Origin of the sequence: Streptomyces sp. NPDC050416 (genome assembly GCF_044458845.1) — a bacterium.
Lineage (GTDB): Bacteria > Actinomycetota > Actinomycetes > Streptomycetales > Streptomycetaceae > Streptomyces.
Genome location: NZ_JBITII010000004.1, coordinates 15855 through 42442, shown reverse-complemented (window position 1 = coordinate 42442; position 26588 = coordinate 15855). Strand labels below are relative to the sequence as shown.

The window sequence follows — 26588 nt, the reverse complement described above, 5'->3', positions numbered from 1 at the left end:
CGCTACGCGTCCGCAGGGAGGTGGATCATCTTGTGCTCCAGGTACTCGCCGTACCCCTCGGGCCCGAACTCCCGCCCCAGGCCCGAGCTCTTGTAGCCGCCGAAGGGGCCCAGCATGTCCAGGCTGAAGGTGTTGACCGAGTAGGTGCCGGTACGGACCTGGCGGGCGATCTCGATGCCGTGCTCGACGTCCGCCGTCCACACGCTGCCGCTCAGCCCGTAGTCGGAGTCGTTGGCGATCTTCACGGCGTCGGACTCGTCGTCGTAGGGCAGCAGGCAGATCACCGGGCCGAAGATCTCCTCGCGGGCGATGCGCATGGAGTTGTCGACGTCGCCGAAGAGGGTCGGCTCGACGTACCAGCCGCGGTCGAGGCCGGCCGGGCGCCCGCCGCCGGTGAGGATCTTGGCGCCCTCCTCCTGCCCGATGCGGATGTAGTCGAGGTTGCGCCGCTGCTGCCGCCTGGCCACCAGCGGGCCCACCTGGGTGGCGGGGTCCAGCGGGTCGCCGACCGTCAGCGCGCCCGCCGCGGCGGCCAGGGCGTCGGCGAACTCGTCGTAGCGGGAGCGCGGGAGGAGGATGCGGGTCTGGGCGACGCAGGCCTGCCCGTTGTTCATCCAGGCCGCGGGGGCGATGCCCGCCACGGCCGTCTCGACGTCCGCGTCGGGCAGGACGACGGCCGCCGACTTGCCGCCCAGTTCGAGCGTGACGCGGGTGAGGTTGCGGGCGGCGACCTCCATCACGCGCTTGCCGGCCGCGACCGACCCGGTGAAGGACACCTTGTCGACGCCGGGGTGCCCGACCAGGTACTCGCTCACCTCCCGGTCCGCGGGCAGGATCGACAGCACGCCCTCCGGCAGCCCGGCCTCCCGCGTGATCTCGCCGAGCAGGTACGCGTCCAGCGGCGACTCCGGCGAGGGCTTGAGCACGGCCGTGCAGCCGGTGAGCAGCGCGGGGGCGAGCTTGGCGGCGGCGACGAACTGCGGGACGTTCCAGGGGACGACGGCGGCGACGACCCCGACGGGCTCGCGCCGGACGAGGATGCGGCCGAGCACGCCGTCGCGCCGCTCCTCGTAGGTGAAGTTCCGCGCGACGGTGATCGCCGAGTCCCAGACCATGACGGCGCCGAGGGCCTGGGCGAGGACGCTCCAGGAGTACGGGGAGCCGTTCTGGGCGGAGATCACGCGGGCGATCTCGTCGTGCCGGGCGGCGATCCCGTCCTTGATCCTGCTCACGACCTCGATCCGCTCGTCGAGGCTCATGCGCGGCCAGGGACCCTCGTCGAAGGCCCGCCGCGCCACTCCCACGGCCCGGTCCACATCCGCCGTCGAGGCGTGCGGGACGCGTCCGATGACCTCTTCTGTGTGCGGCGAGATCACCTCGATGACGTCCGTACCCAGGGGGTCGGTCAACTCCCCGCCGACGAACAGCTGTCCGTGTTCCACGAGATCGGTCATGGCCGCTGCCTTCATATCTGACGGTGTTTCAGGAACTGATACCAGTTCTCGTTATAGTGGGCAATGGCCGTGGAACGGAGGGCGCACATGAAGAGCAGCCAGGACCGCGAGCCCGCACCGGTGGTGCACGATCACGGCGGAGGCGTCCGGTCCCTGCGCGTCCCCATCCCGGACAACCCCCTCGGCCACACGCTGGTGTACGTCGTCGACACCGACCGGGGCCCGGTACTGATCGACACCGGCTGGGACGACCCCGCCTCCTGGGACACCCTCGCGGCCGGCCTCACGGCCTGCGGCACCTCGGCCGACGGGATCCACGGCGTGGTCGTCACCCACCACCACCCGGACCACCACGGCCTGTCCGGCCGGGTCCGCGAGGCCTCGGGCGCCTGGATCGCGATGCACGCGGCGGACACCGCGGTCGTACGGCGCACGCGGGAGGCCCGCCCCGAGCGCTGGTTCTCGTACATGGCGGCCAAGCTCGCCGCCGCCGGCGCCCCTCAGGAGCACATCGCCCCGCTGCGCGCGGCCCGGCCCCGCGCCCTGCCCGGCCTCGCCCCCGCCCTGCCCGACCGCGACATCGTCCCCGGCGAACTCCTCGACCTCCCCGGCCGCCGCCTGCGCGCGATCTGGACCCCCGGCCACACGCCGGGCCACGTCTGCCTCCACCTGGAGGAGACCCACCCCACCCGACTCCCCGGCCACGGCCGCCTGTTCTCCGGCGACCACCTGCTGCCCGAGATCACCCCGCACATCGGCCTCTACGAGGACCCCGACGACACCACCGTCACCGACCCCCTGGGCGACTACCTCGACTCCCTCGAACGCGTCGGCCGCCTCACCCCCGCCGAAGTGCTCCCCGCCCACCAGCACGCGTTCCCCGACGCCGCCGCCCGCGTCCGCGAACTGCTCGCCCACCACGAGGCCCGCCTCACGGACCTGCTGGCCCTCCTCGCCGAGCCGCACACGCCCTGGCAGCTCGCCGAACGCATGGAGTGGAACCGCCCCTGGGCCGACATCCCCCACGGCTCCCGCACCATCGCCGTCTCGGAGGCCGAGTCCCACCTGCGCCGCCTGGTCAAGGCGGGCCGGGCGGAGGCGGTGCCGGGGAGCGATCCGGTGACGTACGTGGCGGTGCAATGAGGTGGCAAACCCGGCGGAGGACAGGCCGCCGGGGTGCTACGAATCCGTCATGGACCGCATGGACCGCATGGACCGCCTCCTCGCCGAACGCGCCTGCGAGCGCCTGCTCATCGACTTCGTCCACCGGCTCGACCTCGGCGACCCCTCCTCCGTGGCCGAGCTGTTCACCGAGGACGGCGTCTGGCAGTGGCCGGAGGACGGACGGCTGGTCAAGGGCCGGGACGCCCTGCGCGCGTACTTCGGCTCCCGCCCCGCCGACCGGCTGTCCCGCCGCATGATGTCCAACGTCCTGGTCACGGTGACGTCCTGGGACGCGGCCACGGCGATCTCGTACTTCACGACGTACCGGGTCGACGGTTACGAGGGAGGCGTCGTCCCGGCCGGGCCGCCGGTTCAGGTCGGGCATTACGAGGACGTGTTCCACAGGGCCGACGGCGCCTGGCTGCTCGCCTCCCGGACGCTGCACCTGCCGTTCGGGGGAGCCACGCCGCAGGCGAACTCCCCTTTGGCATAAGCCAGATGATGTCCGGTCCGGGCCCCTAGGATGAATATGCCGCGGCGCTCACAGGCCCGCGGAGCTGCGTTCCACCGCAAGGAGACATCCCATGGGCACCGAAGAGGCCGCTCGTACGACGTCCGGCAGCGGAGCCCTGGACAGCAGGTCGGCCGGGCCCATGGTGCCGCGGCTGGCGCTGGGCGCCCGGCTCAGGCGACTGCGCGAGGAGCGGGGCATCGGCCGGGCGGACGCCGGGCATGTCATCCGGGCCTCCTCGTCCAAGATCAGCCGGATGGAGGCCGGCCGGCACGGGTTCAAGCTGCGGGACGTCGCCGATCTGCTCACGCTCTACGGCGTCACGGACGAGGCCGAGCGGGCGACCCTGCTGGCGCTGGCCGAGCAGGCCAACACCCCGGCCTGGTGGCAGTACTACAGCGACGTGGTGCCCGCCTGGATGCAGACGTACCTCGGCGCCGAGCAGGCGGCGAGTGTCATCCGCTGCTTCCAGGTCCAGCGCGTTCCCGGGCTGCTCCAGACCGCCGACTACGCACGGGCCTCCCTGCGGCTGGCCCATCCGGACGCCGGTGCGCAGGAGATGGAACGCCGGGTCGCGCTGCGGATGTCCCGCCAGCGGATACTGCACCGGCAGCCGGCGACCCAGTTGTGGGCGGTGATCGACGAGGCGGCGCTGCGCCGCCCGGTGGGCGGCCTCTCCGTCATGCGCGCGCAGCTCAGGTATCTCATAGAGATCTGCCGGCTGCCGCAGGTCACGGTGCAGATCCTGCCGTTCCGCGCCGGCGGCCACGCCGCGGAGGGCGGTCCGGTCACGATCCTGCGCCTGCCCGGCGGTGAGTTGCCCGACGTGGTCTACCTCGAACAGCTCACCACCGCGCTCTATCCCGACCGGCCCGCCGAGATCGAGTGCTACTGGGATGCGATGAACCGGCTGGTGGTCGAAGCCGAGTCGCCGGACGAGACCCCGACCATCCTCCACCGCATCCTTCAGGAGACCTGATCCCGCCGGACCGGGCCGGGTTCAGCGCTTGAGGGCGACGCCGCCGTACTGGTGCACCTCCGCGGGGAGATCCAGGGCCGCGGCGTCGGGGCGCCAGCGCGAGCAGGACGTCACGCCCGGTTCGAGCAGTTCCAGACCGTCGAAGTAGCGGGCGATCTGCTCGGGGCTGCGCAGGATGTACGGGATCGAGCCGCCGTCGTTGTACTGCTGGATGGCCCGGACGTAGTCCTCGCTGGTGTCGGTGCTGTCGTACTGGACGAGGTAGCTGCCGGGAGGCAAGGCGTCCACCAGCTGCCGCACGATCGAGCGTGCCTCGTCATGGTCCTCGATGTGGCCCAGGATGCCCATCAGCATGAGGGCGACGGGCCGGCCGAAGTCCAGCGTCTTGCCGGCTTCCCGGATGATCGTGCCCGGCTCGCGCAGGTCGGCGTCGACGTAGTTGGTGACGCCCTCCGGGGTGCTGGTGAGCAGCGCGCGGGCGTGGGCCAGCACCAGCGGGTCGTTGTCGACGTAGACGATCCGGCTGTCCGGGGCCACCTGCTGGGCGATCTGGTGGGTGTTGTCCACGTTGGGCAGCCCGGTGCCGATGTCCAGGAACTGGCGGATGCCCTCCTCGGCGGCGAGATGGCGGACGGCGCGGGCGAGGAAGTAGCGGGCGGCGCGGGCCCCGGTCTCGATGCCCGGGAAGATCTCGCGGAACGCGTCCCCGGCCACACGGTCGACTTCGTAGTTGTCCTTCCCGCCCAGCCAATAGTTCCAGATCCGTGCCGAGTGCGGCACGGAGGTGTCGATCTTGGGAAGCGGCTCCTGCCCGGAGTTCCCCGCCTGATCACTCATGGACGCTCCTGCGTGTGGTCGTGGAGGCCCACGTTAGCTTGTTCGTCAGCGTGTTCGCCCCTGGGACAGGACCAACTCCTCTGCCTGGCCCAGCAGTTCGACTTCGACCCGGCTCATGGCGGGGTCGGCGGACCGGCGGCGCAGGGCCTCCGTCAAGGCGGGCCGGGTAAGGGGGGACGCGTCGGCGAGGAGGGCGGTCAGCATGATGCGGGCCGGGCTGGAGAGGTGGTCACCGCCGACGGCGGCCTGGGCGAGGATCACGGCGGACGCCGCCCAGTCCAGGGCCGGGTCGCCCTCCTCCGTGTTCGACCAGTCGATGACGCGGGGACCGTCGGGCGTGAGGATCACGTTCTCCGGGTGCAGATCGAGGTGGAGCACCCGGTCCGCCGGGTCGGTGGAGCGCAGGGCGGGGATGGCGTGAAGGTGGCGCAGCAGCCGGGCGAGGACCGAGCCCGCCTCCGTCACGTCCAGCGTGCCCGCCAGGCAGGCCTGGAGCATGGTCGGGCCGGAGAGCCGTTCCATCACCAGGTCGGTGCGCGAACCGGACGGGCGGACGCGGGGCACCGGGTAACCGTGGGCGTGGACGTGCTCCATCACGGCACCTTCCCCCGCCGCGTCTCCCCCGCCCTCCCGCTCACGCCGCAGCACCCAACCCTCCTCGAGCGCGTACACGTCGGCGCGGCGGCCGGAGCCGAGCAGTCGTCCGGGTGGTGGCGGTCCTGTCCTCCCGAAGCTGCCGCGGAAGTGGGCTTGAGCCTGCTCGACGGATTCGGGGTGCACCTGTCGTTTCTCCTGTTCGGCGAGGGCCTGGGGTCAGCTGTCGAGGTCGGCGGACAGCGCGGATTCGCCGGGTACGACGAGTCCTGTCTCGTAAGCCAGGACGACGGCCTGGGCCCGGTCGCGCAGGGACAGCTTGGCGAAGATCCGGGCCACATGGGTCTTCACCGTCGCTTCGCTCAGGGTCAGTTCCCGGGCGAGTTCGGCGTTGGACAGGCCCCTGCCCATGAGTGTCAGCACCTCGCGTTCGCGCGGCGTCAGCACGGCGAGGTCGCGGTGGACGGCGGGGGGTGGCGAGCCCGGAGCGGTCCGTGTGGCGCTGGAGGCGTATCGCTCCACCAGGCGGCGGGTGATCGAGGGAGCGAGCAGCGCGTCACCGGTGTCGACCAGGCGTACGGCGGCTGCGAGATGCGCGGGTGTGACGTCCTTGAGCAAGAAGCCGCTGGCGCCGGCGGCCAGGGCCGCGTAGACGTAGGAGTCGAGGTCGAAGGTGGTCAGCATGATCACTCGGCAGTCCGGGGCCTGGGCGAGGACGCGGCGGGCGGCTTCCAGGCCGTCCATGGTGGGCATGCGGATGTCCATGAGGACGACGTCGGGGCGCAGTCGGCGTACGGCTTTGACGGCCTCGGCTCCGTCCGCGGCTTCGCCGACCACGTTGATGCCGCGTGCGGTCAGGATCAGGCGGAAGCCGGTGCGGACCAGCTCTTGGTCGTCGGCGATCACGACGCGGGGGGCGGAATCGGCGGATGTGGTCATGGCCGGTCCAGTGGGATCCGGGCGCGGACGCGGTAGCCGCCGCCCAGGCGGCGCCGGGCGTCCAGGTCTCCGCCGTAGACGGCGACCCGCTCCCGGAGGCCGAGCAGCCCGCGTCCCGCTCCATGAGCCTGGTCTGCGACCGATCGGCTGCGGGGCCCGGGGACGTCGCCTGACAGGACGCTGGGTCCGCTGTTGAGGACTTCGACGCGCAGGTAGTGCTCCGCGTACCGCACCGTTACCTCGGCTTTCGTTCCGTCGCCGTGTTTGAGGGCGTTGGTCAGCGCCTCCTGGATGATCCGGTAGGCGGTGACGTCGATCCCGGTCGGCAGCGGGCGGGGCTCCCCGGAGATCCGTACCTCCACGGGCAGGCCGGCGAAGGCGATCCGGTCGATCAGCGGGCTGAGCCGGCTCAGGCCGGGCTGTGGTGCCAGGTCCCCGCCGTAGGGTTCGTCGTCGCCGCTCTGCGCGGGGGCGAGCAGGCCGAGCAGGTGCCGCAGCTCGGTCATCGCGGTCCGCCCCGCGCTCTCCACGGCGTTCAGCGCGGCCTCGGCCTCGTCGGGCATGGTGGCCAGCACCTCGCGGGCGGCCCCGGCCTGGACCACCATGAGGCTCACGTTGTGGCTGACGATGTCGTGCAGCTCGGCCGCGATCCTGGCACGCTCGGCGTCGACCGCGGTCCGTGCCGCGCTCTCCCGCTCCCGCTCCAGCAGCCAGCCGCGCTCTTCGATGGCCGCTCGGTGCCGCCGCCGTGCCCGGACGAGCGCCACACTCAGGACGACGACCGCGACGCACGCCGCCGCCCCTGCCGTGACCGGCCAGATCAACCCTGAACTCACCACGCGCACAAGCCTCGCAGCCCGCCATGCCCGTCCGCGTCATGCTCCGGATCCAGTTCCCTACATCCTCAGGATGACCGGCGGGGCCGGTTACATCCGCGGAGGGACGTCGTACCAGCACCGCCGCTTCTAGGTTCGTGCCATGACTACTGATCCGGACAGCTCCCCACAGGTCGTCGTACGACTGGGCGACGTCCACAAGGAGTACGGCGACGCGAAGGCCCTGGACGGCATCCGCTTGGAGATCCGTGCCGGGGAGGCGGTCGCGGTGATGGGGCCCTCCGGGTGCGGCAAGTCCACCCTGCTCAACATGGTCGCCGGCCTGGACCGCCCGACGTCGGGAACGGTGCTGGTCCACGGCCAGGACCTGGGTGCGTTGAACGAGACGGGGCTGGCGCTGTTCCGGCGGCGGCACATCGGCATGATCTTCCAGTTCTTCAACCTGATCGACGACCTGCCCGCACTGGACAACGTCGCGCTGGCCGCCCAGCTGACCGGCACATCCGCCCGGCAGGCCCGCCGTCGGGCGCTGGAACTCCTCGACGAACTGGGCATCGCCGACCGCAAGGACACCTACCCGGCCGCATTGAGCGGAGGTGAGCGACAACGAGTGGCCGTGGCCCGGGCGTTGATGAACCGCCCGGCCCTGCTTCTGGCCGACGAGCCGACGGGCGCGCTGGACAGCCGCTCGGGCGAGCAGGTCATGGACCTGCTGATCGACCTCAACCAGATCGGGCAGACCCTGTTGATCGTCACGCACGACCCGCACTTGGCCACCCGCTGCGCCAGCCGCCTGATCGAGGTCGCCGATGGCCGAGTGGCCCGCGAGAGCGCGCTGGAGCCGACCGCATGAGCGCCGTGTGGAGGGCCTCGCGGGCGGCCGTGAAACGCCGCAGGCTCCAGACGTTCGTCATCGGGCTCGTCGTCCTGTGCTCCACCACGACCATCCTGCTCGGCCTGGCGCTGCTCACCGCGGCATCGGCCCCCTTCGACAAGGCCTTCGACCAGCAGCGCGGCGCGCACACGGTGGCGGCGTTCGACCTGACCAAGACATCGAGAGCGGAGCTGGCGCACACGGCCCGCCGCCCCGGCGTCGAGGCCGCCGCCGGGCCCTTTGGCCAGGCCGTTCTCGACATGCCCGAGGACTGGCTGTGGATGTCGGCCGGTTCCCTCGCCGTCGTGGGCCGGGCCGACCCGGACGGCGCGGTGGACCGCATCCGTCTCCTGGAGGGCCGCTGGGCCACCGCTCCCGGTGAGATCGTCATCAACTGGCCCGTCGACGGCACGCCCGGCCCGGGACGGCTCGGCACCAATCTGAGGGCCCGCGGGGCCCCGACCCTCACCGTCGTCGGCTTCGCCACCAGCATGAGCAAGTCCGCCGGCGCCTGGGTCTCCCCCGAGCAGATGGCCCAACTGCACCCGGCCACCGCCCAGATGCTGTACCGCTTCACGGACAGCGCGACCGATCAGCAGCTGCGTGCCGGACTGACCTCAGCCACCGCCGAAATGCCCGCTGGTTCGCTGACCACCGCGCAGTCCTACCTCACCCTCAAGCGGGCCTTCTCCGCACAGGCCGACGCCTATCTGCCGTTCATGACGCTCTTCGGCGTGCTCGGCCTTCTGGTCTCCGTGCTGATCGTCGGGAATGTCGTCAGCGGGGCGGTCGTCTCCGGACACCGGCACATCGGCGTGCTCAAGTCATTGGGTTTTACGCCGAATCAGGTGCTGGCGGTCTACCTGACGATGGTCTCCGTCCCCGCGGTCATCGGCTGCGCCATCGGCACCCTGATCGGCAACGTGGCGGCCGGCCCCATCCTGCGGGTGGCCTTTTCCGGCGTCGAAACCGGCAGCGCCTCCGTCGGTGTCAGCCGGTGGCCTTCGGTCCTCTGCCTGGTGGGCATGCCCGCCCTCGTCGTTGTGGCCGCCCTGATCCCCGCCGTGCGCGCGCACCGGCTGTCCGCGGCCCAGGCGATCACAGCGGGCAGCGCACCGCGGACCGGACACGGACTGCGCGTCCAGCGCCGACTCGGCGGCACCCGGCTGCCGCGTGCCGTGAGCCTGGGGCTGGGCCAGCCGTTCGCCCGGCCGGGCCGTTCCCTGCTGACCATGGCGGCCATCGTCCTCGGGGTCACCACCGTGACCCTGACCACCGGTCTGACCAGCACCATGGTCGCCTACGGGAACGCCGGCAAGGGCGATGGTTCCGCCCGCGTCGACGTACAGGCCGGCTCACCCGCGAACGGCCAGACCGCTGCGAAGCTGAGCGACCGGCAGACCGAACGACGACTGCGTTCCCTGCCCGGGGCGGATCAGGTGACCGCCCGCGCGCTCACCAAGGTGAGCATCACCGGGTACACGCAACCCGTATTCGCCAACTTCTACCGCGGGGACACCCAGGACCTCGCCTCCGAGATCGTCGAGGGACACTGGCCGACCGGTGCCGGGGAGGCCGCGGCCGGGCCGGCATTCCTCCGTCAGCACGGGCTGGACGTGGGCGACCGGGTCACCATCCGGCTGAACGGCGAGCAGGCACCCCTCACCATCGTGGGTGAGCTCATGGAAGGCAACGCCCAGGCGCTGGACTCCAGTTGGCAGACACTGACGCGAGTCGACCCCACGGCGCAGGCTGCCGAGTACACGGTCCGGCTCACGCGCGGCGCCGATGTCCAGGGCTACATGAAAGCGGTCAAGGCGGCCGATCCGGCTCTCCGTCCCGCACTGCGACGCTCGGACAACACCGCCACCATGACCGTGGTCGGCTTCGCGTCGGTGTTCACCGTGCTGCTGACCGTTGTCGCCGCGCTCGGGGTCTTCAACACCGTCCTGCTCAACATCCGGGAGCGGCGCCGCGACGTGGGCATGCTCAAGTCGATCGGCATGACGCCGCGCCAGGTCATGGCGATGACGGTGTCGTCCGTCGCGGCACTGGGCGCGGTCGGCGGGCTGCTGGGGATTCCCCTGGGGATCGTCGCGCACCGGCTGGTCGTGGACCACGTCGGAGTGGTCTCGTTCCCGGAGTCCATGAAGCAGGTCTGGCACGTACCGCAGCTTGCTGCTCTGGTCCTGGCAGGCGTCGTGATCGCCGTCCTCGGCGCGCTGATCCCGGCGAGGTCCGCAGCGAGGCTCACCATCGCCAAGGTGCTGCACAACGAGTAGCCCCTCTCCCCCTCACGCCCTCTCCGCCCTCCCGGCACCCCCTCGGCCCGTTCCGGGCGTGCGGGTACAGTGAGCAGGTCGTCATCACACCCGTACGGGGGGAAGCCGGTGCAATTCCGGCGCTGACCCGCAACCGTGTACCGCCGCCGAGGTGGTGAGCCGGATCGCCCCGTACGGTTCGTGACCGGCTCACGTGCCCGGCAGAGCGCCGGTGCACGGCACCGTCGAGGTATACGGAGCCGAGCCGCCGGGGGTGCCCCGTGCTGCCCGGCTCCCCGCAGGGAGAGGCACCCGCCGATCATGAACGTCCGCAGCAGCGCCGCGGTCCTGGCCGCCGTCGCCGTGATCGGCGCCGCCACACCGGCAATCGCCGCCCCGTCCCCTTCCCCGTCCCAGGCGTTCCCGTCCGCCCTGTACGGGGGCAAGGACCCGAAGTTCGACGGCGTCTGGCGTCAGTCCCTCGCCCTGCTCGCGCAGCACACCGTGGGGGTGAAGCCCGCGGCGAAGTCCGTGCAGTGGCTGGTGCGCCAGCAGTGCGCGGACGGTTCCTTCGCCCCGTACCGCGCCGATCCCACCGCCGCGTGCGACGCCAAGACCATGGTCGACACGAACCAGACGGCCGCCGCCGTACAGGCCCTCACCGCCCTCGGCGGGCACGACGCCGTCACGGGCAAGGCCGTCTCCTGGCTGAAGAAGGTCCAGAACAAGGACGGCGGCTGGGGCTACACGCCCGGCGGCGCCAGCGACACCAACTCCACGTCCGTCGTCATCGGCGCGCTGATCGCCGCCGGCGAGAAGCCGCAGCAGGTCGAGAAGGGCGGCAAGTCGCCCTACGACGCGCTGCTGACCCTCGCCCTCGGCTGTGACGGCGACGACGCGGGCGCCTTCGCGTTCCAGCCGGACGAGAAGGGCGAACTGGTCGCCAACGCCGACGCCACGGCTGCGGGTGTGCTGGGCGCCCTGGGCAAGGGCATGGTGGTGAAGCCCGGCGAGCAGACCGAGGCCGCGAAGGGCCAAGCCTGCGAGGACGAGAAGACGCCGCAACAGGCCGCGGCCAACGGAACCGCCTACCTCACCAAGGCTCTCGCCAAGAACGGCCACCTCACCTCCCCCACCCCCGGCTCGGACCCCCAGCCCGACTACGGCAACACCGCCGACGCGGTCGTCGCACTCGCCGCGCACGGCGACACCGGGCAGGCCGCGAAGTCCCTGCGCTGGCTGGAGAAGAACTCCGCGCCCTGGGCCTCCCAGAACGGCCCGGCCGCCTACGCCCAGCTGATCTTCGCCGCCCACGCGACCGGCACGAACCCGCGCGACTTCGGCGGCACCGACCTGGTGAAGCAGCTCAACGCGACGGGCCCGGCCCCGCAGACCGCCGGGAAGACCCGAGCGGTGGACGAGAAGAGCGACTCGGACTCGGGCGTCTTCGGCGTCTGGTGGTACGTCGGTGTATGCCTCGTCGCCGGCGTCGGCATCGGCTTCCTCTTCAGCAGCCGCCGGAAGAGGCAGCAGCCGTGATCCGCCGGGCCGTTCTCCTCCTCTTGGCCTCGCTCCTGCTGTGCGCGGGAGCGGGCCAGGCGCAGGCCGCCGGCTACCGGTACTGGTCGTTCTGGGACCGCGACGGCGACCGTTGGGTGTACGCCACCCAGGGCCCGTCCACGGCCCGCCCCTCCGACGGCGACGTCCAGGGCTTCCGCTTCGCGGTGAGCGAGGACTCCGGGGACGCGGCCCGACCGCGCGGCGAGGCCGACTTCAAGACGATCTGCGCCGCAACGCCCGCGCGGGACGGCAAGAAGCGCGTGGCTCTGCTCCTCGACTTCGGCACGGCGACGGACGCCCCGTCCGGCGAGACCCCACCCGCTCCCCGGACGGCCTGCGCGCAGGTCTCCCCCGACGCGACGACGGCCGAGGCCCTGGCAGCAGTGGCCAAGCCGCTGCGCTACGACACGAACGCCCTCCTGTGCGCCATCTCGGGTTATCCGGAGAAGGGTTGCGGAGAGCAGGTGTCCAAGCAGCAGCAGAAGCCGACCGCGGAGAAGAAGAACACCTCGGACGGCGGCCCGTCCCTTGGCTTGGTGGCGGGCATCGCCGTGGTGGCGGTACTGGGCGCGGCAGCAATCTGGCAGGTACGACGGCGTGCGTAGGACGCAGCCCAACCCCCTCCACCCCGGCGCCTGGTGGCTCTGGGCACTAGCCCTCGGCACCGCGGCCACCCGCACCACCAATCCCCTCCTCCTCACCCTCCTCATCACGGTCTCCGCCTACGTCGTAGCCACCCGCCGCCCCGACAGCCCCTGGTCCCGCTCCTACGGCGCCTTCGTCAAACTCGCCCTCGCCGTCCTGCTCATCCGCCTGCTCTTCGCCACGGTCCTCGGCTCCCCCATCCCCGGCACGCACACCCTCCTCACCCTCCCCGAAGTCGGCCTCCCCGCCTGGGCCCAGGGCATCCGCCTCGGCGGCGAGGTCACCGCCGAGGCCCTCACCTTCGCCCTGTACGACGGCCTGAAACTGGCCACCCTGCTCATCTGCGTCGGCGCCGCGAACGCCCTCGCGAACCCCTCCCGCCTGCTCAAGTCCCTCCCCGGCGCCCTCTACGAGATGGGCGTCGCGGTCGTCGTGGCCCTCACCTTCGCGCCCAGCCTCATCGCCGACGTGCAGCGCCTCCGCGCCGCCCGCCGCCTGCGCGGACGCCCGGACAAGGGCCTTAGGGGCCTGCTGCAGGTGGGCCTGCCGGTCCTGGAGGGCGCACTGGAGCGCTCGGTGTCGCTCGCCGCCGCGATGGACGCCCGCGGCTACGGCCGTACCGCCCAGGTCCCCGCCGCCGTCCGCCGCACCACCGCCGCCCTCACCCTCGGCGGCCTGCTCGGCGTGTGCGCCGGAACGTACGGTCTGCTCACCGCCGAGGGCGCCACCTACGGCGTCCCGGTCCTCCTCACCGGCCTCGCCGCCGCCCTCGCGGGTCTCCGGCTCGGCGGACGGCGGTCGCCCCGCACCCGCTACCGCCCCGACCGCTGGGACGTGCGCGCCTGGCTGGTCGTCGCCTCCGGCGTGGCGGTCGCCGCGCTGCTGACGCTCGCCGCCGCCCGCGACCCCGCGGCCCTGCACCCCGGCGTGGTACCGCTCGAGGCCCCCACTCTCCCCCTCTGGCCCGCGGCGGCGATCCTGCTCGGCCTGCTGCCCGCGTTCGTCGCCCCCGATCCCAAGGAGCCGTCGTGATCCGCTTCGAGGATGTGTCCGTGACGTACGACGGTGCCGCCGAACCCACCGTCCAGGGCGTCGACTTCGAGGTCCCGGAGGGTGAACTCGTCCTCCTGGCGGGCCCGTCCGGCGTCGGCAAGTCCACCGTCCTGGGCGCGGTCAGCGGGCTCGTCCCGCACTTCACCGGCGGCACCCTGCGCGGCAGGGTCACCGTCGCCGGCCGCGACACCCGCACCCACAAGCCGCGCGAACTCGCGGACATCGTCGGCACGGTGGGCCAGGATCCCCTCTCCCACTTCGTCACGGACACCGTCGAGGACGAACTCGCCTACGGCATGGAGTCGCTGGGCCTCGCCCCGGACGTGATGCGGCGCCGCGTCGAGGAGACCCTCGACCTGCTCGGGCTGGCCGGTCTGCGCCACCGCCCGATCGCCACGCTCTCCGGCGGCCAGCAGCAGCGCGTCGCGATCGGCTCGGTCCTCACCCCGCACCCGAGCGTCCTCGTCCTGGACGAGCCGACCTCCGCGCTCGACCCGGCCGCCGCCGAGGAGGTCCTGGCGGTCCTCCAGCGCCTCGTGCACGACCTCGGCACGACGGTCCTCCTGGCCGAACACCGCCTGGAACGCGTCATCCAGTACGCCGACCAGGTCGTCCTGCTGCCGGTTCCGGGCACGCCGCCGGTCGTCGGCACTCCGGCCGAGGTGATGGCCGTGTCCCCGGTGTACCCACCGGTGGTGGCCCTGGGCCGCCTGGCGAGTTGGAACCCCCTTCCGCTGACGGTCCGTGACGCACGGAGAAGGGCAGCCCCTCTACGCCAACAGCTCGGCAACGCCCCTCAGGGGCGCGGGGAACTGCGCGATCAACCACGAACAACCCGCACCCGCGAACCGTCCGGACAGCCCACCCCGGTTGGCGCACTCCGCTCCCTCTCGGTCACCCGCGCCCGCATCCAAGCCCTCCGCGACATCGACCTCACCATCACCCCTGGCGAGACCATCGCCCTCATGGGCCGCAACGGCGCCGGAAAATCCACCCTCCTCAACTCCCTGGTCGGCCTCGTCACACCCACCTCGGGATCCGTCCGGGTCGGGGACGCAGTCCCCCACCGCACACGCCCGAAGGACCTCGTCCCCAAAGTCGGCCTCGTGCCACAGGAACCCCGCGACCTCCTCTACGCCGACACCGTCGCCGCCGAGTGCGCCGCGGCCGACCAGGACGCGGACGCAGAACCCGGCACCTGCCGAGCCCTGGTCACCGACCTTCTCCCCGGCGTCACCGACGACACCCACCCCCGGGACCTCTCGGAGGGCCAGCGGCTCGCCCTCGCCCTGGCCGTCGTACTGACCGCCCGGCCCCCGCTGCTCCTGCTCGACGAGCCGACCCGTGGCCTGGACTACGCGGCGAAGGCCCGCCTGGTCGCGGTGCTGCGCACCCTCGCCGCCGAGGGGCACGCCATCGTGCTGGCCACGCACGACGTGGAGCTGGCCGCCGAGATCGCCCACCGGGTCGTCCTGCTCGCCGACGGCGAGGTGATCGCGGACGGCCCGACGGCGGACGTCGTGGTCTCCTCCCCCTCCTTCGCCCCGCAGGTCACCAAGATCCTGGCCCCGCAGCACTGGCTCACGGTCTCCCAGGTCCGCGCGGCCCTCCAGCCCGGGACCACCTCGTGAACACTCAGCGCCAGGCCCGGGCCGTCCGCCTCGGCCCCCGCTCCGTCACCGCCCTGGCCCTCGTCAGCGCGGTCGGCGTCATCGGCTTCGGCTGGCCGTTCCTGACCCCGCCCACCTCACGGCTCAGCGCGCACGCGCAGGACGCGCCCTGGCTCTTCGCGGGCCTGCTGGTGCTGCTCGTGGCGGTGGTGGCCGCGGCGATCTCGGAGTCCGGTCTCGGCCCGAAGGCGGTCGCGATGCTCGGCGTGCTGGCCGCGACGGGGGCGGCCCTGCGGCCGATCGGCGCCGGTACGGCCGGTATCGAGCCGATGTTCTTCCTGATGGTGCTGAGCGGACGGGTCCTCGGCCCGGGGTTCGGGTTCGTCCTCGGCTCGGTGACGATGTTCGCGTCCGCGCTGCTCACGGGCGGGGTGGGCCCGTGGCTGCCGTTCCAGATGCTGGCGATGGGCTGGTTCGCGATGGGCGCGGGCCTGCTGCCGGGCCCGGACCGGCTGCGCGGCCGGGCGGAGCTCGTGCTGCTCGCGGTCTACGGCTTCCTCGCCGCCTTCGTCTACGGCACGGTCATGAACCTGGCCGGCTGGCCCTTCATGAGCGCCCTCGCGTCCAACGTCGGCTTCGACCCGCACGCGGCGGTCGCCACCAACCTGGCCCGTTTCCTCGCGTACTGCCTGGCCACCTCGCTGGGCTGGGACCTGGGCCGGGCCGTCGTCACGGTCGTGCTGACGCTCACGCTCGGCCCCGCGGTCCTGCGGGCGCTGCGCCGCGCCACCCGCCGGGCGGCCTTCGAGACGCCGGTCACGTTCGACGCGCCCCGGACGTGAAGCCCCCCACATGACCCCCGTCACCTACGAAGCGGGACCGTAGGAACAGCCCCCGGTCACAGGGCGGACCTTCCGCACATATGCGGCCACACCTAGTAAACGGCTTCCTTGCGGGCACTCAGCGCGCCTGTTTCTCTGGCCAGGCCCACCCCAAGACCGAAGGCGGCGGCCCCCTGATCCCCGGGGCCGTCGCCTTCGCCCTTCTCCGCGTCCTCTACTTGCTCTGGAGCTTCCCCAGCGGCTCCGGGTCCTCCTCCAGCGCGGCGGCCGCCGCCTTCCAGCTCGTGTCCCCGGGGTAGAGGGCGCTGCGCAGGTAGGCGGTGGTGAGGCGCTGGAGCAGTGCGACGCGTGCGGGACTCTCGTCGGTCGTCTCCGCCACCTCGTAGCCGGGGATGCCCCCGAGCGAGTGCTCCGCCCCGAACAGCGTGAGCAGGCTCTTGTGTCCCGGGCTGTAGGTGTAGGGGTCGGTGAACCAGTCGGGTCCGCGCGTGGTCAGCGCGGAGTCGTCACGGTCCCCGGCGACGATGAGCGCCGGCGTGGTCATGGTGTCGAAGGACGGCCTCATGAAGGGCAGGTGCTCGACGGCGAACGGGGTCAGGTCGTCGCCCAGGCCGGCCATGGCGAGCAGCACGCCCGCCTTCACACGGGGGTCGGACATGTCCTCGCCGGGAACTCCGTCGGAGTCGAGGACGCGCGCGCCCAGCAGCGTGCCCGCCGTCTGGGCTCCCCAGGAGTGACCGGCCACGGCGATACGGTCGCGGTCGAGGCGTCCGGCGAGGCCCGGTACGGAGGCTTCGAGAATGTCGAGTCCGTCCAGCACACGCGTGAGGTCCTCGACACGGAAGCGCCAGATCCGCGGCGTGCGGGGGTCCTCCGGTGGCAGACCCAGCGTCCTGGAGTCCAGGTGGGTGGGCTGCACCACCACGAAGCCCTGCGCGGCCCAGAAGTCGGCCAGCGGGGCGTAGCCGTTCATTGACCAGCCGAAGCCGTGCGAGAAGACGACCACGGACAGATCGCCGCCGGTGGCTGGGGCGGACACGCGGACCTGGAGGTCCTCACCGCGGCCCGGGGCGGACAGCACCACCGGCTTCGCGGAGATCACCATGGTCGAGTCGGGCAGGGAAGTGCCGGGCATGGGAGTGCCCTCCGATCAGGTCTGCCATCATGAAGGAAACGGAACGCCGTTCCGATTACATCCCTCACGATACGGAACACCGTTCCGCTTTACAACCGCGCGCAACCGCACGCACAGCACGCAACCGCACGGAAGGACGACACGGTGAACGACAGCGGCCAGAGCGCCGGAAGCCCGGCCCGGTCCAAGCGCAAGGACGCCCGGCGCAACCAGCAGGCCCTGCTGGACGCGGCCGCCGAGGTCTTCGTCAGCTCGGGCGTGGACGCGCCGGTACGGGACATCGCGACCAAGGCCGGCGTCGGAGTGGGCACGATCTACCGCCACTTCCCCACCCGGGCGGACCTCGTCATCGCCGTCTACCGCCACCAGGTCGACGCCTGTGCCGAAGCCGGCCCGACCCTGCTGGCGGCTGGCCCGACGCCCCATGCCGCCCTGGTGCGGTGGGTCGATCTCTTCGTCGACTTCCTGGTCACCAAGCACGGCCTGGCCACCGCGATGCAGGGGGACAGCACCTGCTTCGGGCCGCTGCACACCTACTTCCTCGACCGCCTCCTGCCGGTGTGCACCCAACTGCTCGACGCCGCCGCCGATTCCGGCGAGATCCGCTCCGACCTCGACGCGTACCAATTCATGCGCGGCATCGGAAACCTCTGCGTCGGTGCCGACACCGACCCCCGCTACGACGCGCGCCGACTGGTCGCGCTCCTCGTCGCGGGACTACGCCAACCGCAGTGACGGCTACTGGGCCCGAACCCGGAGTTCCTTCACCCCGTTGATCCACGCCGACCTCAATCGCCGCGGATCCTCGACCAGTTGGAGCCCCGGCATGGCGTCGGCGATCGCGTTGAAGATGAGGTCGATCTCCAGCACGGCGAGGGACTTGCCCAGGCAGTAGTGCGGGCCGCCGCCTCCGAAACCGAGGTGGGGGTTGGGGTCGCGCGTGATGTCGAAGGCGTCCGGCTCGTCGAAGACCTCGGGGTCGTGGTTGGCGGAGGCGTAGAACAGCCCCACCCGATCGCCCTTGCGGATGAGCTTGCCGCCCAGTTCGGTGTCCTGGGTGGCGGTGCGCTGGAAGGCGGCGACCGGGGTCGCCCAGCGCACGATCTCCTCCGCCGTCGTCGACGGCCGCTCCCTCTTGTACAGCTCCCACTGGTCGGGGTGGGTGAGGAAGGCGTGCATGCCGTGGGTGATGGCGTTGCGGGTGGTCTCGTTGCCCGCGACGGCCAGCATCAGCACGAAGAAGCCGAACTCGTCCGAGTTGAGGTTGCCCTGGTCCTCCGCCGCCACCAACTGCGTGACGATGTCGTGGGCGGGACACTGCTTGCGTTCGGCGGCCATGTTCATCGCGTAGGCGATGATCTCCGTGGCCGACTCGGCACCGACCTCCTCGGTGATGGCGTACTCGGGATCGTCGTAGGCGATCATCTTGTTGGACCAGTCGAAGATCTTGTCCCGGTCCTCCTGCGGCACGCCCATCAGCTCGGCGATCGCCTGGAGGGGCAGTTCGCAGGCGACCTGGGTGACGAAGTCGAACGGGCCGGTGTGCGCGCGGGCGTTCGTCACGATCGCCCGGGCACGGGCCCGCAGCCGCTCCTCCAGCGCGCGGATCGCCCGGGGCGTGAACCCGCGCTGCACGATCTGCCGGACCCGCGTGTGCTCCGGCGGGTCCATGTTCAGCAGGATGAACCGCTGCGCGTCGATGGAGTCGCGGTCGATGTGTTCGTTGAAGCGGATGATCGCCGTGTTGAGGTACGACGAGAACAACTCAGGGTGCGTGGAGACGTACTTGACGTCGGCGTGCCGGGTGATCGCCCAGTACCCCTCGTCCTGGAAGCCGGCGAGACCCGCCGGCTGCGGCACCCAGCAGACCGGCTCCACCCGGCGCAGCTCGGCGAACTCCGGCAGGGGCACGCGGCTGTGCAGCAGGTCGGGGTCGGTGAAGTCGAACCCGTCGGGCAGCGCGGGACAGGACATGGGCGGCTCCCACCACTCGTACCGACTCTGAGTCTGACGGCCCATCAGCTGTGCGGAGTTGCGGTGACGGTATTAACGGGTTCTACAAGTAGCAAGAGGCACGGACCCCCCAATTACCCGCACAACCCTTGCGGTGAGCAAGTGACCCTCAGCACACTGCAGGCAGAACTAGAACGCGTACTAGTTCCGCGTAGCCTCCCGGAGAGGACCCGCACCCATGGCTGCCGAACCCGTGATCGTCGAAGCCGTACGCACCCCCATCGGCAAGCGCGGCGGCGCGCTCGCCAACCTGCACCCCGCCTACCTCCTGGGCGAGACCTACCGCGAGCTCCTCGGCCGCACCGGCATCCCGGCCGACTGCGTCGAGCAGATCGTCGGCGGTACGGTCACCCACGCCGGCGAGCAGTCCATGAACCCCGCGCGCACGGCCTGGCTCACGATGGGGCTCCCCTACGAGACGGCCGCGACGACCGTCGACGCGCAGTGCGGGTCCTCCCAGCAGGCCTCCCACATGCTGGCCAACATGGTCGCCACGGGTGTGATCGACGTCGGCATCTCCTGCGGCGTGGAGTCGATGTCCCGGGTGCCGCTCGGGTCGGGCTCGAAGCACGGGCCGGGCAAGCCGTTCCCCGACGAGTGGAACGTCGACCTGCCGAACCAGTTCGAGGCCGCCGAGCGCATCGCCCGGCACCGTGGCCTGACCCGGGAGAACGTCGACGCCCTGGGCCTCGCCTCCCAGGAGCGGGCTGCCCACGCCTGGGCGGAGGAGCGCTTCAAACGAGAGACGTTCGCGGTCCAGGTCCCCACGACCGAGGAGGAGCAGCACGCCGGGCAGGGCATGTGGCGTCTGGTCGACAAGGACGAGGGGCTGCGCGACACGACGGCGGAAGGGCTGGCGGCGCTGAAGCCGATCATGCCGACGGCGGTCCATACGGCCGGCAACTCGTCGCAGATCTCCGACGGGGCGGCGGCGATCATGTGGGCGTCGAAGCGGATGGCTCGTGCCCTGAAGCTGCGGCCCCGGGCCCGGATCGTGGCCCAGGCCCTGGTGGGCGCCGACCCCCACTTCCACCTCGACGGGCCGATCGACGCGACCAGGGCCGTGCTCGGCAAGGCCGGGATGTCCCTGAAGGACATCGACCTCGTGGAGATCAACGAGGCGTTCGCGTCGGTCGTACTGAGCTGGACACAGGTCTTCGAGCAGGACCTGGAGAAGGTGAACGTGAACGGCGGCGCGATCGCGCTCGGGCACCCGGTGGGGGCCACCGGGGCCCGGCTCATCACGACGGCACTTCATGAACTGGAGCGCGCGGACAAGGAGTTCGCGCTGATCACGATGTGCGCGGGCGGCGGCTTGGCCACCGGCACGATCATTCAGCGGTTGTAGTCGTCGTCCAGTTGATGAAGGTGGTGAACGTGGCGGGGTCGAGGGTGAGGATCGGCCCCGCCGGGTTCTTGGAGTCGCGTATGGCGATGGTGGTGTGGGGGGTTTCGGCGACTTCGAGGCACTCGCCGCCTTGATCGCCGCTGTGCGTGGACGCACGCCAGGCCAGGGCCCCGATCGGCGCGCATTCGACGCAGTTGCCGCCCTGGTCGCTGCTGTAGCTGGACTTACGCCACTGGATCCCCGTCGGAAGCGCGTTGCTCTCCATAGCGTTCCTCCATTACACGCCGGATCAGCTCCGCCGAGTCCCTGAGGGAGAGCGCGGCGGCTTGGAGGTGATCGTAACGGAGCGAGCAGTCCTTGACGGTGTCCGGGTTGGCCGTGGGATGCGCGCTGCCGTAACCCTCCGTATAAACAATGGCCGGGTCACTCGCGAAGCGGTAGAGGTCGAATGAGCCTGTCAGCCCCGCGTGCGCTCCAGCCGAGAACGGCAGGATCTGGACGTTGGTCCGGGGGCTACCCTCGAACGACAACAGGTGGGCCAGTTGCTCCCGCATGGTCTTGGGCTCACCGATCGCCTGGTACAGAGCGGCTTCGCTGAGGATCACCCAGAAGACAGGCGGTTCATTCTTCTCGAAGATGCGCTGCCGGGCCAGGCGAACGGCAACGCGGTCGTCGAGGTCCGTCTGATCGATCCGGCCGAGCACGGCGCGGGCGTAGGCATTGGCCTGAAGGAGACCATGGATCATCTGCGGTTCGAAGGAGTAGATCTCGGTGGCCCGCGCCTGAAGTTCCGCCACCTGCTGGAACCAGGCCGGGAGCCGACTCCGCAGCACGAGTTCGACCAGCCGGGAGAACAGGCCGTCCGTGCCCAGCGCCGCATCCGCCCGTTCACTGAACTCCGGCGTGGGAACCTTCCGCGCTGTCTCGATCTGGCCCACCAACGAGCCGGTGTAGTTGAGGATTCCTCCGAGCTGCTTCAGCGTCAGTCCCGCCGCCTCCCTGCGCCTGCGCAGCTCGTAGCCGTAGTAATCGAGCGGAGAAGCACCCGGGTCAAGGGCGTTGATGTTGGTCACGCAGAGCCCCTCTCACGCAACTCGGTCCACCACCGGACCGGTTGTATCCGTTCCGTAGCCCAGCGTAGTCACGGCACGTCAGGCTCGTCCCGTGAACGAATACATTCCCGCCCAGTACTCGATGCGCCTCACCGTCGGTGAACACGCCCCCCGCCACGTCCGCCGTATCGTCCGCTCCTTCCTCGAACAGTGGCGCATGCCCGAGCTGTCGGAGGCCGTCGAGCTGGGCGTGACCGAGTTGCTGGCGAACGTCGTGCAGCACGTCCCGGACCGCCGCTGCGCGCTGCTGTTGCTGCGGCAGCCGGCCGGGGTACGGGTCGAGGTGACGGACGGCAGTGATCAACTGCCCCTCTCACCCTCCCACCTGGACCCGGAGGCGGAGGGCGGCCGGGGGCTGCTCCTGCTCGACGCGATGGCCGACAAGTGGGGCGTGTCGCCGTGGCGCGGGGGCGGGAAGACCGTGTGGTTCGAATGCGGGGCGACGACCGAGCGAGCTGCGACCGGGCAACAGGTCTGACTGGTACGGGGCCGTCAACAGAAGGGAGCGCCCGGTGCGTTGGCCCAGAAGGAAAGGAACGACCAGGTCTGGGCTCCGATGCGACCGTCGACGACGATGTCGGCACACCGCTGGAAGTCCTCTGTCGCGGATTGCGTGACTCGGCCGAAGTCTCCGTCCTCGTCCAGGCCGGCGCCGATCGCCTGATTCAGGTAGCACTGGGCTTGTTGGACCGCTGCCCCGGATGACCCCAGGTGGAGGCTCGGTCGACTATCGGTGTAGTTGCATACGTCGACCGGTCCCTGGGCCACGAGGGTTGCTGGATGATTCAACGTGTGTGCGGCCCGGGCAGTGGTCACCACGTTCGTCGTGGAAGTGGTCGAAGTGCCATGCGATGCCGCTACAGCTGGTGCCGCCGCGAGGGAAATTGGAAAAACCAGGGCCGCTACGGTGGTGAGCACACGTCGCATCCCGATCACCTCCAGAGAGGGTGCCCTTTTCTCATCGTGCGCGCCCCGCACCCGGGTTGCATCTCGGGAAGGACTGCTTCCTAACAGGTCAACTACGTACGGGCTTTCGGGTCGATGTGCGTTCACGCTCGGTCGCCGCCGCCGTGGCGGCCCGGGGGCCGGACAGCAGATAGGTGAGGGCGAAGCCCGCCCCGACCACCACCGCTCCCCCGGCCGCGTCCAGCACCCAGTGGTTCCCGGTCGCCACGATCGCGGACAGGGTGAACAGCGGGTGCAGCGCCCCCAGGGCCTTGATCCACCAGCGGCGTGCCAGGACGGCGATGACGACGCCGCACCACAGCGACCAGCCGAAGTGCAGGGACGGCATCGCCGCGTACTGGTTGGTCAGGGACGTGAGCGTGCCGTAGTCGGGCTGGGAGAAGTCCTGGACGCCGTGGACGGTGTCGACGAAGCCAAGTGTCGGCATCAGGCGGGGCGGGGCCAGCGGGTAGAGCCAGAAGCCGATCAGGGCGAGCAGCGTGGTGAAGCCCAGGGCGGAGCGGGCCCAGCGGTAGTCGGCGGGGCGGCGCCAGTACAGGACGGCGAGGACGGTCAGCGGGGCGATGAAGTGCAGCGACACGTAGTAGAAGTCGCAGAAGTCCCGCAGCCAGCCGATCGTGACGACGGTGTGGTTGGCCCAGTGCTCGACGTCGATGTGCAGGGCACGTTCCAGGCCGAGGATCTGCCGGCCGTTCTCCTCGGCCTCGGCCCGGCCGGCCGAGTTGCTGCCGCCGGTCGCGGCGAGCCGGACCTGGGCGTAGGCGGCGTAGGTGACCCGCAGGAGGAGGAGTTCCAGGAGGAGGTTCGGTCGGGTGAGGACCCGGCGCAGGAAGGGCGCCAGCGGGACGCGCCGGAAGCGGGCCGGGGCGGCGGGGGCGTACTCGGGCGGGAGCGGCGCCCGGTAGTGCGGGGAGGTGCGGGAGAGGAACGGCACGGCCGTGGCGGCGGCGAGGGCGGCGAGCAGGACCAGGTTGGTGCCCAGCGGGTCCAGCGCCCGCATCTCCGGCAGCAGCATCCTGGTCGGCAGGGTCATGACCAGGACGACGGCGACCGGCCAGACGTACCGGTCACCGGCGCGTCTGCCGGCCCGGCCGGTGACCGCGAGCAGCACCCACAGCAGCTGGTGCTGCCAGGCCGTGGGCGAGACGACGATCGCGGCGCAGCCGGTGATCGCCACGGCCAGGAGGAGCTGGCCGTCGTCGACGTACCGCACGGCGCGGCGCAGGGCCAGGACGGCGGCGGCCGCGCCGAGCGTCAGGAAGAGCGCGATCTCCGGGGGGCCGGTCAGGCCGAGCCGGAGCAGGGCGCCGTGCAGGGACTGGTTGGCGAGGTCGTCGGCCGGGCCGCCGAGGCCGACGCCCGCCAGGTGGTGGACCCAGTAGCGGTGGGAGTCGTGCGGCATCGCCGCCCAGGCCAGCGCGGTGCAGGCGGCGAAGGTGACGCCGGTGGACAGCGCGGCGCGCCTGCGGCCTGTGCACCACAGCAGGGGCGTGAAGAGCAGCAGGGTGGGCTGGAGCGCCGCCGCGACGCCGATCAGCAGGCCGCTGGTGCGCTGACCGTGGGCGGCGAAACAGCCCAGCAGGACGAGCAGGACCGGGATGATGCTGGTCTGGCCGAGCCACAGCGTGTTGCGGACCGGCAGGGACAGCATGAGCAGGCTGATGGCGACGGGGGCGGCCAGCAGGGCCGTGCGGCGGCCGATGGGCTGGGGCAGGGCGCGGGCGGCGACCAGGCCGAGGGCGACGACCAGCAGCAGCGTGCCGAAGGTCCAGCCCCAGCCGAGGGCCTGTTCGGCCGCTCGGGTGAGGGGCTTGAGGACGAGGCCGTTGAAGGGGGTGCCGGTGAAGCGGGTCGAGTCGTAGAGCGAGCCGTTCACGTGCAGGACGCCGTTCGGCCCGACCCAGGTCTCCAGATCCGTCAGCCGCTCGCCGCGCGGGGTGCCGAGCACGACGGTGACCTGCCGTGCAGCGAGGGCGGCGACGATCAGCCACAGCGCGAGACAGGCCATGCGCAGAGGTGCGCGGGTGGGTGTGCGGGTCCTGCCGACGGATGTCGCTCCGAAGGCTTCCGCCGGTCGCCCGCTGCGCTCCGCATTCGCCACGCCTCGTCGACCTTCTACCCGGTATGCCCCCCTTCGTCCGGTTGACGATAGTGCGCGAGACACGTGGTTGCCTCTCGCGACGCGAGAAGGATCACATCAAGATCTCGCGGGAACCGCTCCCAGCCGGGCATACGTGCCTGCATAGCCGGTGTTTAGATGCATCCTGCAACGAAAGGTGCACCGCCCGTAAAGGGATTTTCTTCGCCTATCGTCGCTTTTCGGCCCGTACGACAGCGCCGCCGCGCGGACCGCGTCCCTGTCCCCGTCGAAAGGTAGGCGAGCGAGTCTTGTCGACTGTCTCAGTCGTCGCTCCCGCGTCCGGCCTGAAGAGCCGCGCAGCGAAATCCCCCGACACCACCGTCACCGACCCCGCGCTCGTCAAGCGCGCCGTGAAGGCGGCGGCGCTGGGCAACGCGATGGAATGGTTCGACTTCGGTGTCTACAGCTACATCGCGGTCACGCTGGGCAAGGTCTTCTTCCCCTCGGGCAACCCCACCGCACAGCTGCTCTCCACGTTCGGCGCCTTCGCCGCGGCCTTCCTGGTCCGCCCCCTCGGCGGCATGGTCTTCGGCCCGCTCGGCGACCGCGTCGGCCGCCAGAAGGTCCTCGCGCTCACCATGATCATGATGGCCGCGGGCACCTTCGCGATCGGTCTGATCCCGTCGTACGCGACGATCGGTGTCGGCGCGCCGATCCTGCTCCTGGTGGCCCGCCTCGTGCAGGGCTTCTCCACCGGCGGTGAGTACGCGGGTGCCTCCACCTTCATCGCCGAGTACGCCCCCGACAAGCGGCGCGGCTTCCTCGGCAGCTGGCTGGAGTTCGGCACCCTCGCCGGCTACATCGGCGGCGCGGGCCTGGTCACGGTGATGACGGCCCTGCTCTCCGCCGACGACCTGACCTCCTGGGGCTGGCGCATCCCCTTCCTGATCGCGGGTCCGATGGGCATCATCGGCCTCTACCTGCGGCTGCGCCTGGAGGAGACCCCGGCGTTCGCGGCCGAGGTCGAGAAGGCCGAGACCCACCGCCCCAAGGTGCCGCTGCGCGAGATGATCACCGGCCAGTGGCGCGCGCTGCTGCTCTGCGTCGGCCTGGTGCTGGTCTTCAACGTCACCGACTACATGCTGCTGTCGTACATGCCGAGCTACCTGACCGGTCAGCTCCACTACGACGAGACGCACGGCCTGCTCGTCGTGCTCGGCGTGATGGCCCTGATGATGATCGTCCAGCCGTTCGCCGGCGCGCTGACCGACCGGGTCGGCCGCCGCCCGGTGATCGCCACCGGCTGCGCGGGCTTCCTGCTGCTGTCCGTCCCGGCTCTGCTGCTGATCCGTGAGGGCAGCCTGCTCGCGGTCGCCCTCGGCATGGGCGCCCTCGGCCTGCTGCTGGTCTGCTTCACGGCGGCCATGCCCTCGGCGCTCCCGGCGCTGTTCCCGACGAAGGTCCGCTACGGCTCCCTGTCCATCGGCTTCAACGTCTCCGTGTCCCTGTTCGGCGGTACGACGCCGCTGGTGGTCACGGCCCTGATCGGCGCCACCGGGAACATGATGATGCCCGCGTACTACATGATGGCCGCGGCCGTCATCGGCGGTTTCGCGGTGTGGCGCATGGCGGAGTCGGCCGGGCGCCCGCTGCCGGGTTCGGCACCGTCCGTGGCCGGCTGAGACACGCCGGGGGAAATCCCCCTGACAGTGCACCGGTGCACCACGTATCTTCGTCACGCCAGTAGTTAGGGATGCTAACTATGCGTACGAAAG

General features: G+C 71.1%; 25 protein-coding genes and 1 riboswitch. Of the genes, 14 read left to right on the top strand and 11 right to left on the bottom strand.

Features of this window, described 5'->3' with window-relative positions; translation table 11 throughout:
• Positions 1 to 2: 2 nt before the first annotated feature.
• Entirely contained in the window at positions 3 to 1454 is a 1452-nt protein-coding gene (locus tag ACIBL4_RS13450; protein WP_399409445.1) for an aldehyde dehydrogenase, read from the bottom strand.
• Between the two features lie 87 nt (positions 1455 to 1541).
• Here ACIBL4_RS13450 and ACIBL4_RS13445 point away from each other — a divergent pair, with 87 nt between their 5' ends.
• The 3 genes from ACIBL4_RS13445 (at position 1542) to ACIBL4_RS13435 (ending at position 4108) form a co-directional block, all read left to right on the top strand.
• The gene (locus ACIBL4_RS13445) at positions 1542 to 2597 is read left to right on the top strand and encodes an MBL fold metallo-hydrolase (protein WP_399409443.1); all 1056 of its coding nucleotides are present in this window, start codon (positions 1542 to 1544) and stop codon (positions 2595 to 2597) included.
• Positions 2598 to 2655: 58 nt separating this feature from the next.
• On the top strand, positions 2656 to 3111 hold the full coding sequence (locus ACIBL4_RS13440) for a nuclear transport factor 2 family protein (protein WP_399410560.1): 456 nt from the start codon (positions 2656 to 2658) through the stop codon (positions 3109 to 3111).
• A gap of 91 nt (positions 3112 to 3202) precedes the next feature.
• The gene (locus ACIBL4_RS13435) at positions 3203 to 4108 is read left to right on the top strand and encodes a helix-turn-helix domain-containing protein (RefSeq protein WP_399409441.1); all 906 of its coding nucleotides are present in this window, start codon (positions 3203 to 3205) and stop codon (positions 4106 to 4108) included.
• 21 nt (positions 4109 to 4129) lie between these two features.
• Here ACIBL4_RS13435 and ACIBL4_RS13430 read toward each other — a convergent pair whose 3' ends face one another.
• The 4 genes from ACIBL4_RS13430 to ACIBL4_RS13415 all read right to left on the bottom strand — a co-directional run bounded on the left by ACIBL4_RS13430 (position 4130) and on the right by ACIBL4_RS13415 (position 7317).
• Entirely contained in the window at positions 4130 to 4945 is an 816-nt protein-coding gene (locus ACIBL4_RS13430) for an SAM-dependent methyltransferase (protein ID WP_399409439.1), read from the bottom strand.
• Positions 4946 to 4990: 45 nt separating this feature from the next.
• On the bottom strand, positions 4991 to 5644 hold the full coding sequence (locus tag ACIBL4_RS13425; RefSeq protein ID WP_399410558.1) for a phosphotransferase: 654 nt from the start codon (positions 5642 to 5644) through the stop codon (positions 4991 to 4993).
• Positions 5645 to 5758: 114 nt separating this feature from the next.
• Positions 5759 to 6478: a response regulator gene (locus tag ACIBL4_RS13420; RefSeq protein ID WP_399409437.1), complete on the bottom strand. Its 720-nt coding sequence runs from the start codon at positions 6476 to 6478 to the stop codon at positions 5759 to 5761.
• On the bottom strand, positions 6475 to 7317 hold the full coding sequence (locus tag ACIBL4_RS13415) for a sensor histidine kinase (RefSeq protein ID WP_399409435.1): 843 nt from the start codon (positions 7315 to 7317) through the stop codon (positions 6475 to 6477). The genes ACIBL4_RS13420 and ACIBL4_RS13415 overlap by 4 nt, the downstream gene beginning before the upstream one ends.
• A 139-nt stretch (positions 7318 to 7456) precedes the next feature.
• Here ACIBL4_RS13415 and ACIBL4_RS13410 point away from each other — a divergent pair, with 139 nt between their 5' ends.
• The 7 genes from ACIBL4_RS13410 to ACIBL4_RS13380 all read left to right on the top strand — a co-directional run bounded on the left by ACIBL4_RS13410 (position 7457) and on the right by ACIBL4_RS13380 (position 16159).
• Positions 7457 to 8167: an ABC transporter ATP-binding protein gene (locus ACIBL4_RS13410; RefSeq protein WP_399409432.1), complete on the top strand. Its 711-nt coding sequence runs from the start codon at positions 7457 to 7459 to the stop codon at positions 8165 to 8167.
• Positions 8164 to 10470: an ABC transporter permease gene (locus ACIBL4_RS13405; protein WP_399409430.1), complete on the top strand. Its 2307-nt coding sequence runs from the start codon at positions 8164 to 8166 to the stop codon at positions 10468 to 10470. Before ACIBL4_RS13410 ends, ACIBL4_RS13405 begins: the two co-directional genes overlap by 4 nt.
• Before the next feature lie 98 nt (positions 10471 to 10568).
• Positions 10569 to 10640, top strand: a riboswitch (cobalamin riboswitch).
• 130 nt (positions 10641 to 10770) lie between these two features.
• Positions 10771 to 11988 (top strand): prenyltransferase/squalene oxidase repeat-containing protein, encoded by a 1218-nt coding sequence (locus ACIBL4_RS13400; RefSeq protein ID WP_399409428.1) that lies wholly within the window; start codon positions 10771 to 10773, stop codon positions 11986 to 11988.
• A complete protein-coding gene (locus ACIBL4_RS13395; RefSeq protein ID WP_399409426.1) occupies positions 11985 to 12614 on the top strand; it encodes an SCO2322 family protein in 630 nt (209 codons plus the stop codon). The genes ACIBL4_RS13400 and ACIBL4_RS13395 overlap by 4 nt, the downstream gene beginning before the upstream one ends.
• Positions 12607 to 13686, top strand: a complete 1080-nt coding sequence (locus ACIBL4_RS13390) for a CbiQ family ECF transporter T component (RefSeq protein WP_399409424.1) — start codon at positions 12607 to 12609, stop codon at positions 13684 to 13686. The genes ACIBL4_RS13395 and ACIBL4_RS13390 overlap by 8 nt, the downstream gene beginning before the upstream one ends.
• Positions 13683 to 15338, top strand: coding sequence for an ABC transporter ATP-binding protein (locus ACIBL4_RS13385; protein WP_399409422.1), 1656 nt, complete (start codon positions 13683 to 13685; stop codon positions 15336 to 15338). Before ACIBL4_RS13390 ends, ACIBL4_RS13385 begins: the two co-directional genes overlap by 4 nt.
• On the top strand, positions 15335 to 16159 hold the full coding sequence (locus ACIBL4_RS13380) for an ECF transporter S component (protein ID WP_399409420.1): 825 nt from the start codon (positions 15335 to 15337) through the stop codon (positions 16157 to 16159). Before ACIBL4_RS13385 ends, ACIBL4_RS13380 begins: the two co-directional genes overlap by 4 nt.
• 214 nt (positions 16160 to 16373) lie before the next feature.
• On the opposite strand, the gene ACIBL4_RS13375 is transcribed toward ACIBL4_RS13380, so the two are convergent.
• On the bottom strand, positions 16374 to 17294 hold the full coding sequence (locus ACIBL4_RS13375) for an alpha/beta hydrolase family protein (protein ID WP_399409418.1): 921 nt from the start codon (positions 17292 to 17294) through the stop codon (positions 16374 to 16376).
• Positions 17295 to 17438: 144 nt separating this feature from the next.
• On the opposite strand from ACIBL4_RS13375, the gene ACIBL4_RS13370 reads away from it, so the two are divergent.
• Positions 17439 to 18029: a TetR/AcrR family transcriptional regulator gene (locus ACIBL4_RS13370; RefSeq protein WP_399409416.1), complete on the top strand. Its 591-nt coding sequence runs from the start codon at positions 17439 to 17441 to the stop codon at positions 18027 to 18029.
• A 3-nt stretch (positions 18030 to 18032) separates the two neighbouring features.
• On the opposite strand, the gene ACIBL4_RS13365 is transcribed toward ACIBL4_RS13370, so the two are convergent.
• The gene (locus ACIBL4_RS13365) at positions 18033 to 19268 is read right to left on the bottom strand and encodes a cytochrome P450 (RefSeq protein ID WP_399409414.1); all 1236 of its coding nucleotides are present in this window, start codon (positions 19266 to 19268) and stop codon (positions 18033 to 18035) included.
• A 217-nt stretch (positions 19269 to 19485) separates the two neighbouring features.
• On the opposite strand from ACIBL4_RS13365, the gene ACIBL4_RS13360 reads away from it, so the two are divergent.
• Positions 19486 to 20655: a steroid 3-ketoacyl-CoA thiolase gene (locus tag ACIBL4_RS13360; protein WP_399409412.1), complete on the top strand. Its 1170-nt coding sequence runs from the start codon at positions 19486 to 19488 to the stop codon at positions 20653 to 20655.
• On the opposite strand, the gene ACIBL4_RS13355 is transcribed toward ACIBL4_RS13360, so the two are convergent.
• Entirely contained in the window at positions 20639 to 20920 is a 282-nt protein-coding gene (locus ACIBL4_RS13355) for a DUF397 domain-containing protein (protein ID WP_399409410.1), read from the bottom strand. The two genes, ACIBL4_RS13360 and ACIBL4_RS13355, sit on opposite strands and share 17 nt — an antisense overlap.
• Positions 20880 to 21728, bottom strand: coding sequence for a helix-turn-helix domain-containing protein (locus tag ACIBL4_RS13350; protein ID WP_399409408.1), 849 nt, complete (start codon positions 21726 to 21728; stop codon positions 20880 to 20882). Before ACIBL4_RS13350 ends, ACIBL4_RS13355 begins: the two co-directional genes overlap by 41 nt.
• Before the next feature lie 91 nt (positions 21729 to 21819).
• Between ACIBL4_RS13350 and ACIBL4_RS13345 the strand changes: the two genes are divergently transcribed.
• The gene (locus tag ACIBL4_RS13345; protein WP_399409406.1) at positions 21820 to 22245 is read left to right on the top strand and encodes an ATP-binding protein; all 426 of its coding nucleotides are present in this window, start codon (positions 21820 to 21822) and stop codon (positions 22243 to 22245) included.
• A gap of 14 nt (positions 22246 to 22259) precedes the next feature.
• Here ACIBL4_RS13345 and ACIBL4_RS13340 read toward each other — a convergent pair whose 3' ends face one another.
• Both ACIBL4_RS13340 and ACIBL4_RS13335 read right to left on the bottom strand, forming a co-directional pair.
• Complete coding sequence (locus ACIBL4_RS13340; RefSeq protein WP_399409404.1) at positions 22260 to 22694, bottom strand: peptidoglycan-binding protein; 435 nt, start codon at positions 22692 to 22694, stop codon at positions 22260 to 22262.
• An 88-nt stretch (positions 22695 to 22782) separates the two neighbouring features.
• Complete coding sequence (locus tag ACIBL4_RS13335) at positions 22783 to 24834, bottom strand: phosphatase PAP2 family protein (protein ID WP_399409402.1); 2052 nt, start codon at positions 24832 to 24834, stop codon at positions 22783 to 22785.
• 287 nt (positions 24835 to 25121) lie between these two features.
• On the opposite strand from ACIBL4_RS13335, the gene proP reads away from it, so the two are divergent.
• Positions 25122 to 26495 (top strand): glycine betaine/L-proline transporter ProP, encoded by a 1374-nt coding sequence (gene proP / locus ACIBL4_RS13330; RefSeq protein WP_399409400.1) that lies wholly within the window; start codon positions 25122 to 25124, stop codon positions 26493 to 26495.
• The last annotated feature ends 93 nt before the right edge of the window (positions 26496 to 26588 follow it).

Coding starts and splice junctions, on each gene's coding strand:
- ACIBL4_RS13375 (WP_399409418.1), bottom strand. CDS start 17,294: ATGCCCGGCACTTCCCTGCCCGACTCGACCATGGTGATCTCCGCGAAG.
- ACIBL4_RS13340 (WP_399409404.1), bottom strand. CDS start 22,694: ATGCGACGTGTGCTCACCACCGTAGCGGCCCTGGTTTTTCCAATTTCC.
- ACIBL4_RS13360 (WP_399409412.1), top strand. CDS start 19,486: ATGGCTGCCGAACCCGTGATCGTCGAAGCCGTACGCACCCCCATCGGC.
- ACIBL4_RS13445 (WP_399409443.1), top strand. CDS start 1,542: ATGAAGAGCAGCCAGGACCGCGAGCCCGCACCGGTGGTGCACGATCAC.
- ACIBL4_RS13430 (WP_399409439.1), bottom strand. CDS start 4,945: ATGAGTGATCAGGCGGGGAACTCCGGGCAGGAGCCGCTTCCCAAGATC.
- ACIBL4_RS13405 (WP_399409430.1), top strand. CDS start 8,164: ATGAGCGCCGTGTGGAGGGCCTCGCGGGCGGCCGTGAAACGCCGCAGG.
- ACIBL4_RS13420 (WP_399409437.1), bottom strand. CDS start 6,478: ATGACCACATCCGCCGATTCCGCCCCCCGCGTCGTGATCGCCGACGAC.
- ACIBL4_RS13400 (WP_399409428.1), top strand. CDS start 10,771: ATGAACGTCCGCAGCAGCGCCGCGGTCCTGGCCGCCGTCGCCGTGATC.
- ACIBL4_RS13440 (WP_399410560.1), top strand. CDS start 2,656: ATGGACCGCATGGACCGCCTCCTCGCCGAACGCGCCTGCGAGCGCCTG.
- ACIBL4_RS13450 (WP_399409445.1), bottom strand. CDS start 1,454: ATGACCGATCTCGTGGAACACGGACAGCTGTTCGTCGGCGGGGAGTTG.
- ACIBL4_RS13355 (WP_399409410.1), bottom strand. CDS start 20,920: ATGGAGAGCAACGCGCTTCCGACGGGGATCCAGTGGCGTAAGTCCAGC.
- ACIBL4_RS13365 (WP_399409414.1), bottom strand. CDS start 19,268: ATGTCCTGTCCCGCGCTGCCCGACGGGTTCGACTTCACCGACCCCGAC.
- ACIBL4_RS13410 (WP_399409432.1), top strand. CDS start 7,457: ATGACTACTGATCCGGACAGCTCCCCACAGGTCGTCGTACGACTGGGC.
- ACIBL4_RS13435 (WP_399409441.1), top strand. CDS start 3,203: ATGGGCACCGAAGAGGCCGCTCGTACGACGTCCGGCAGCGGAGCCCTG.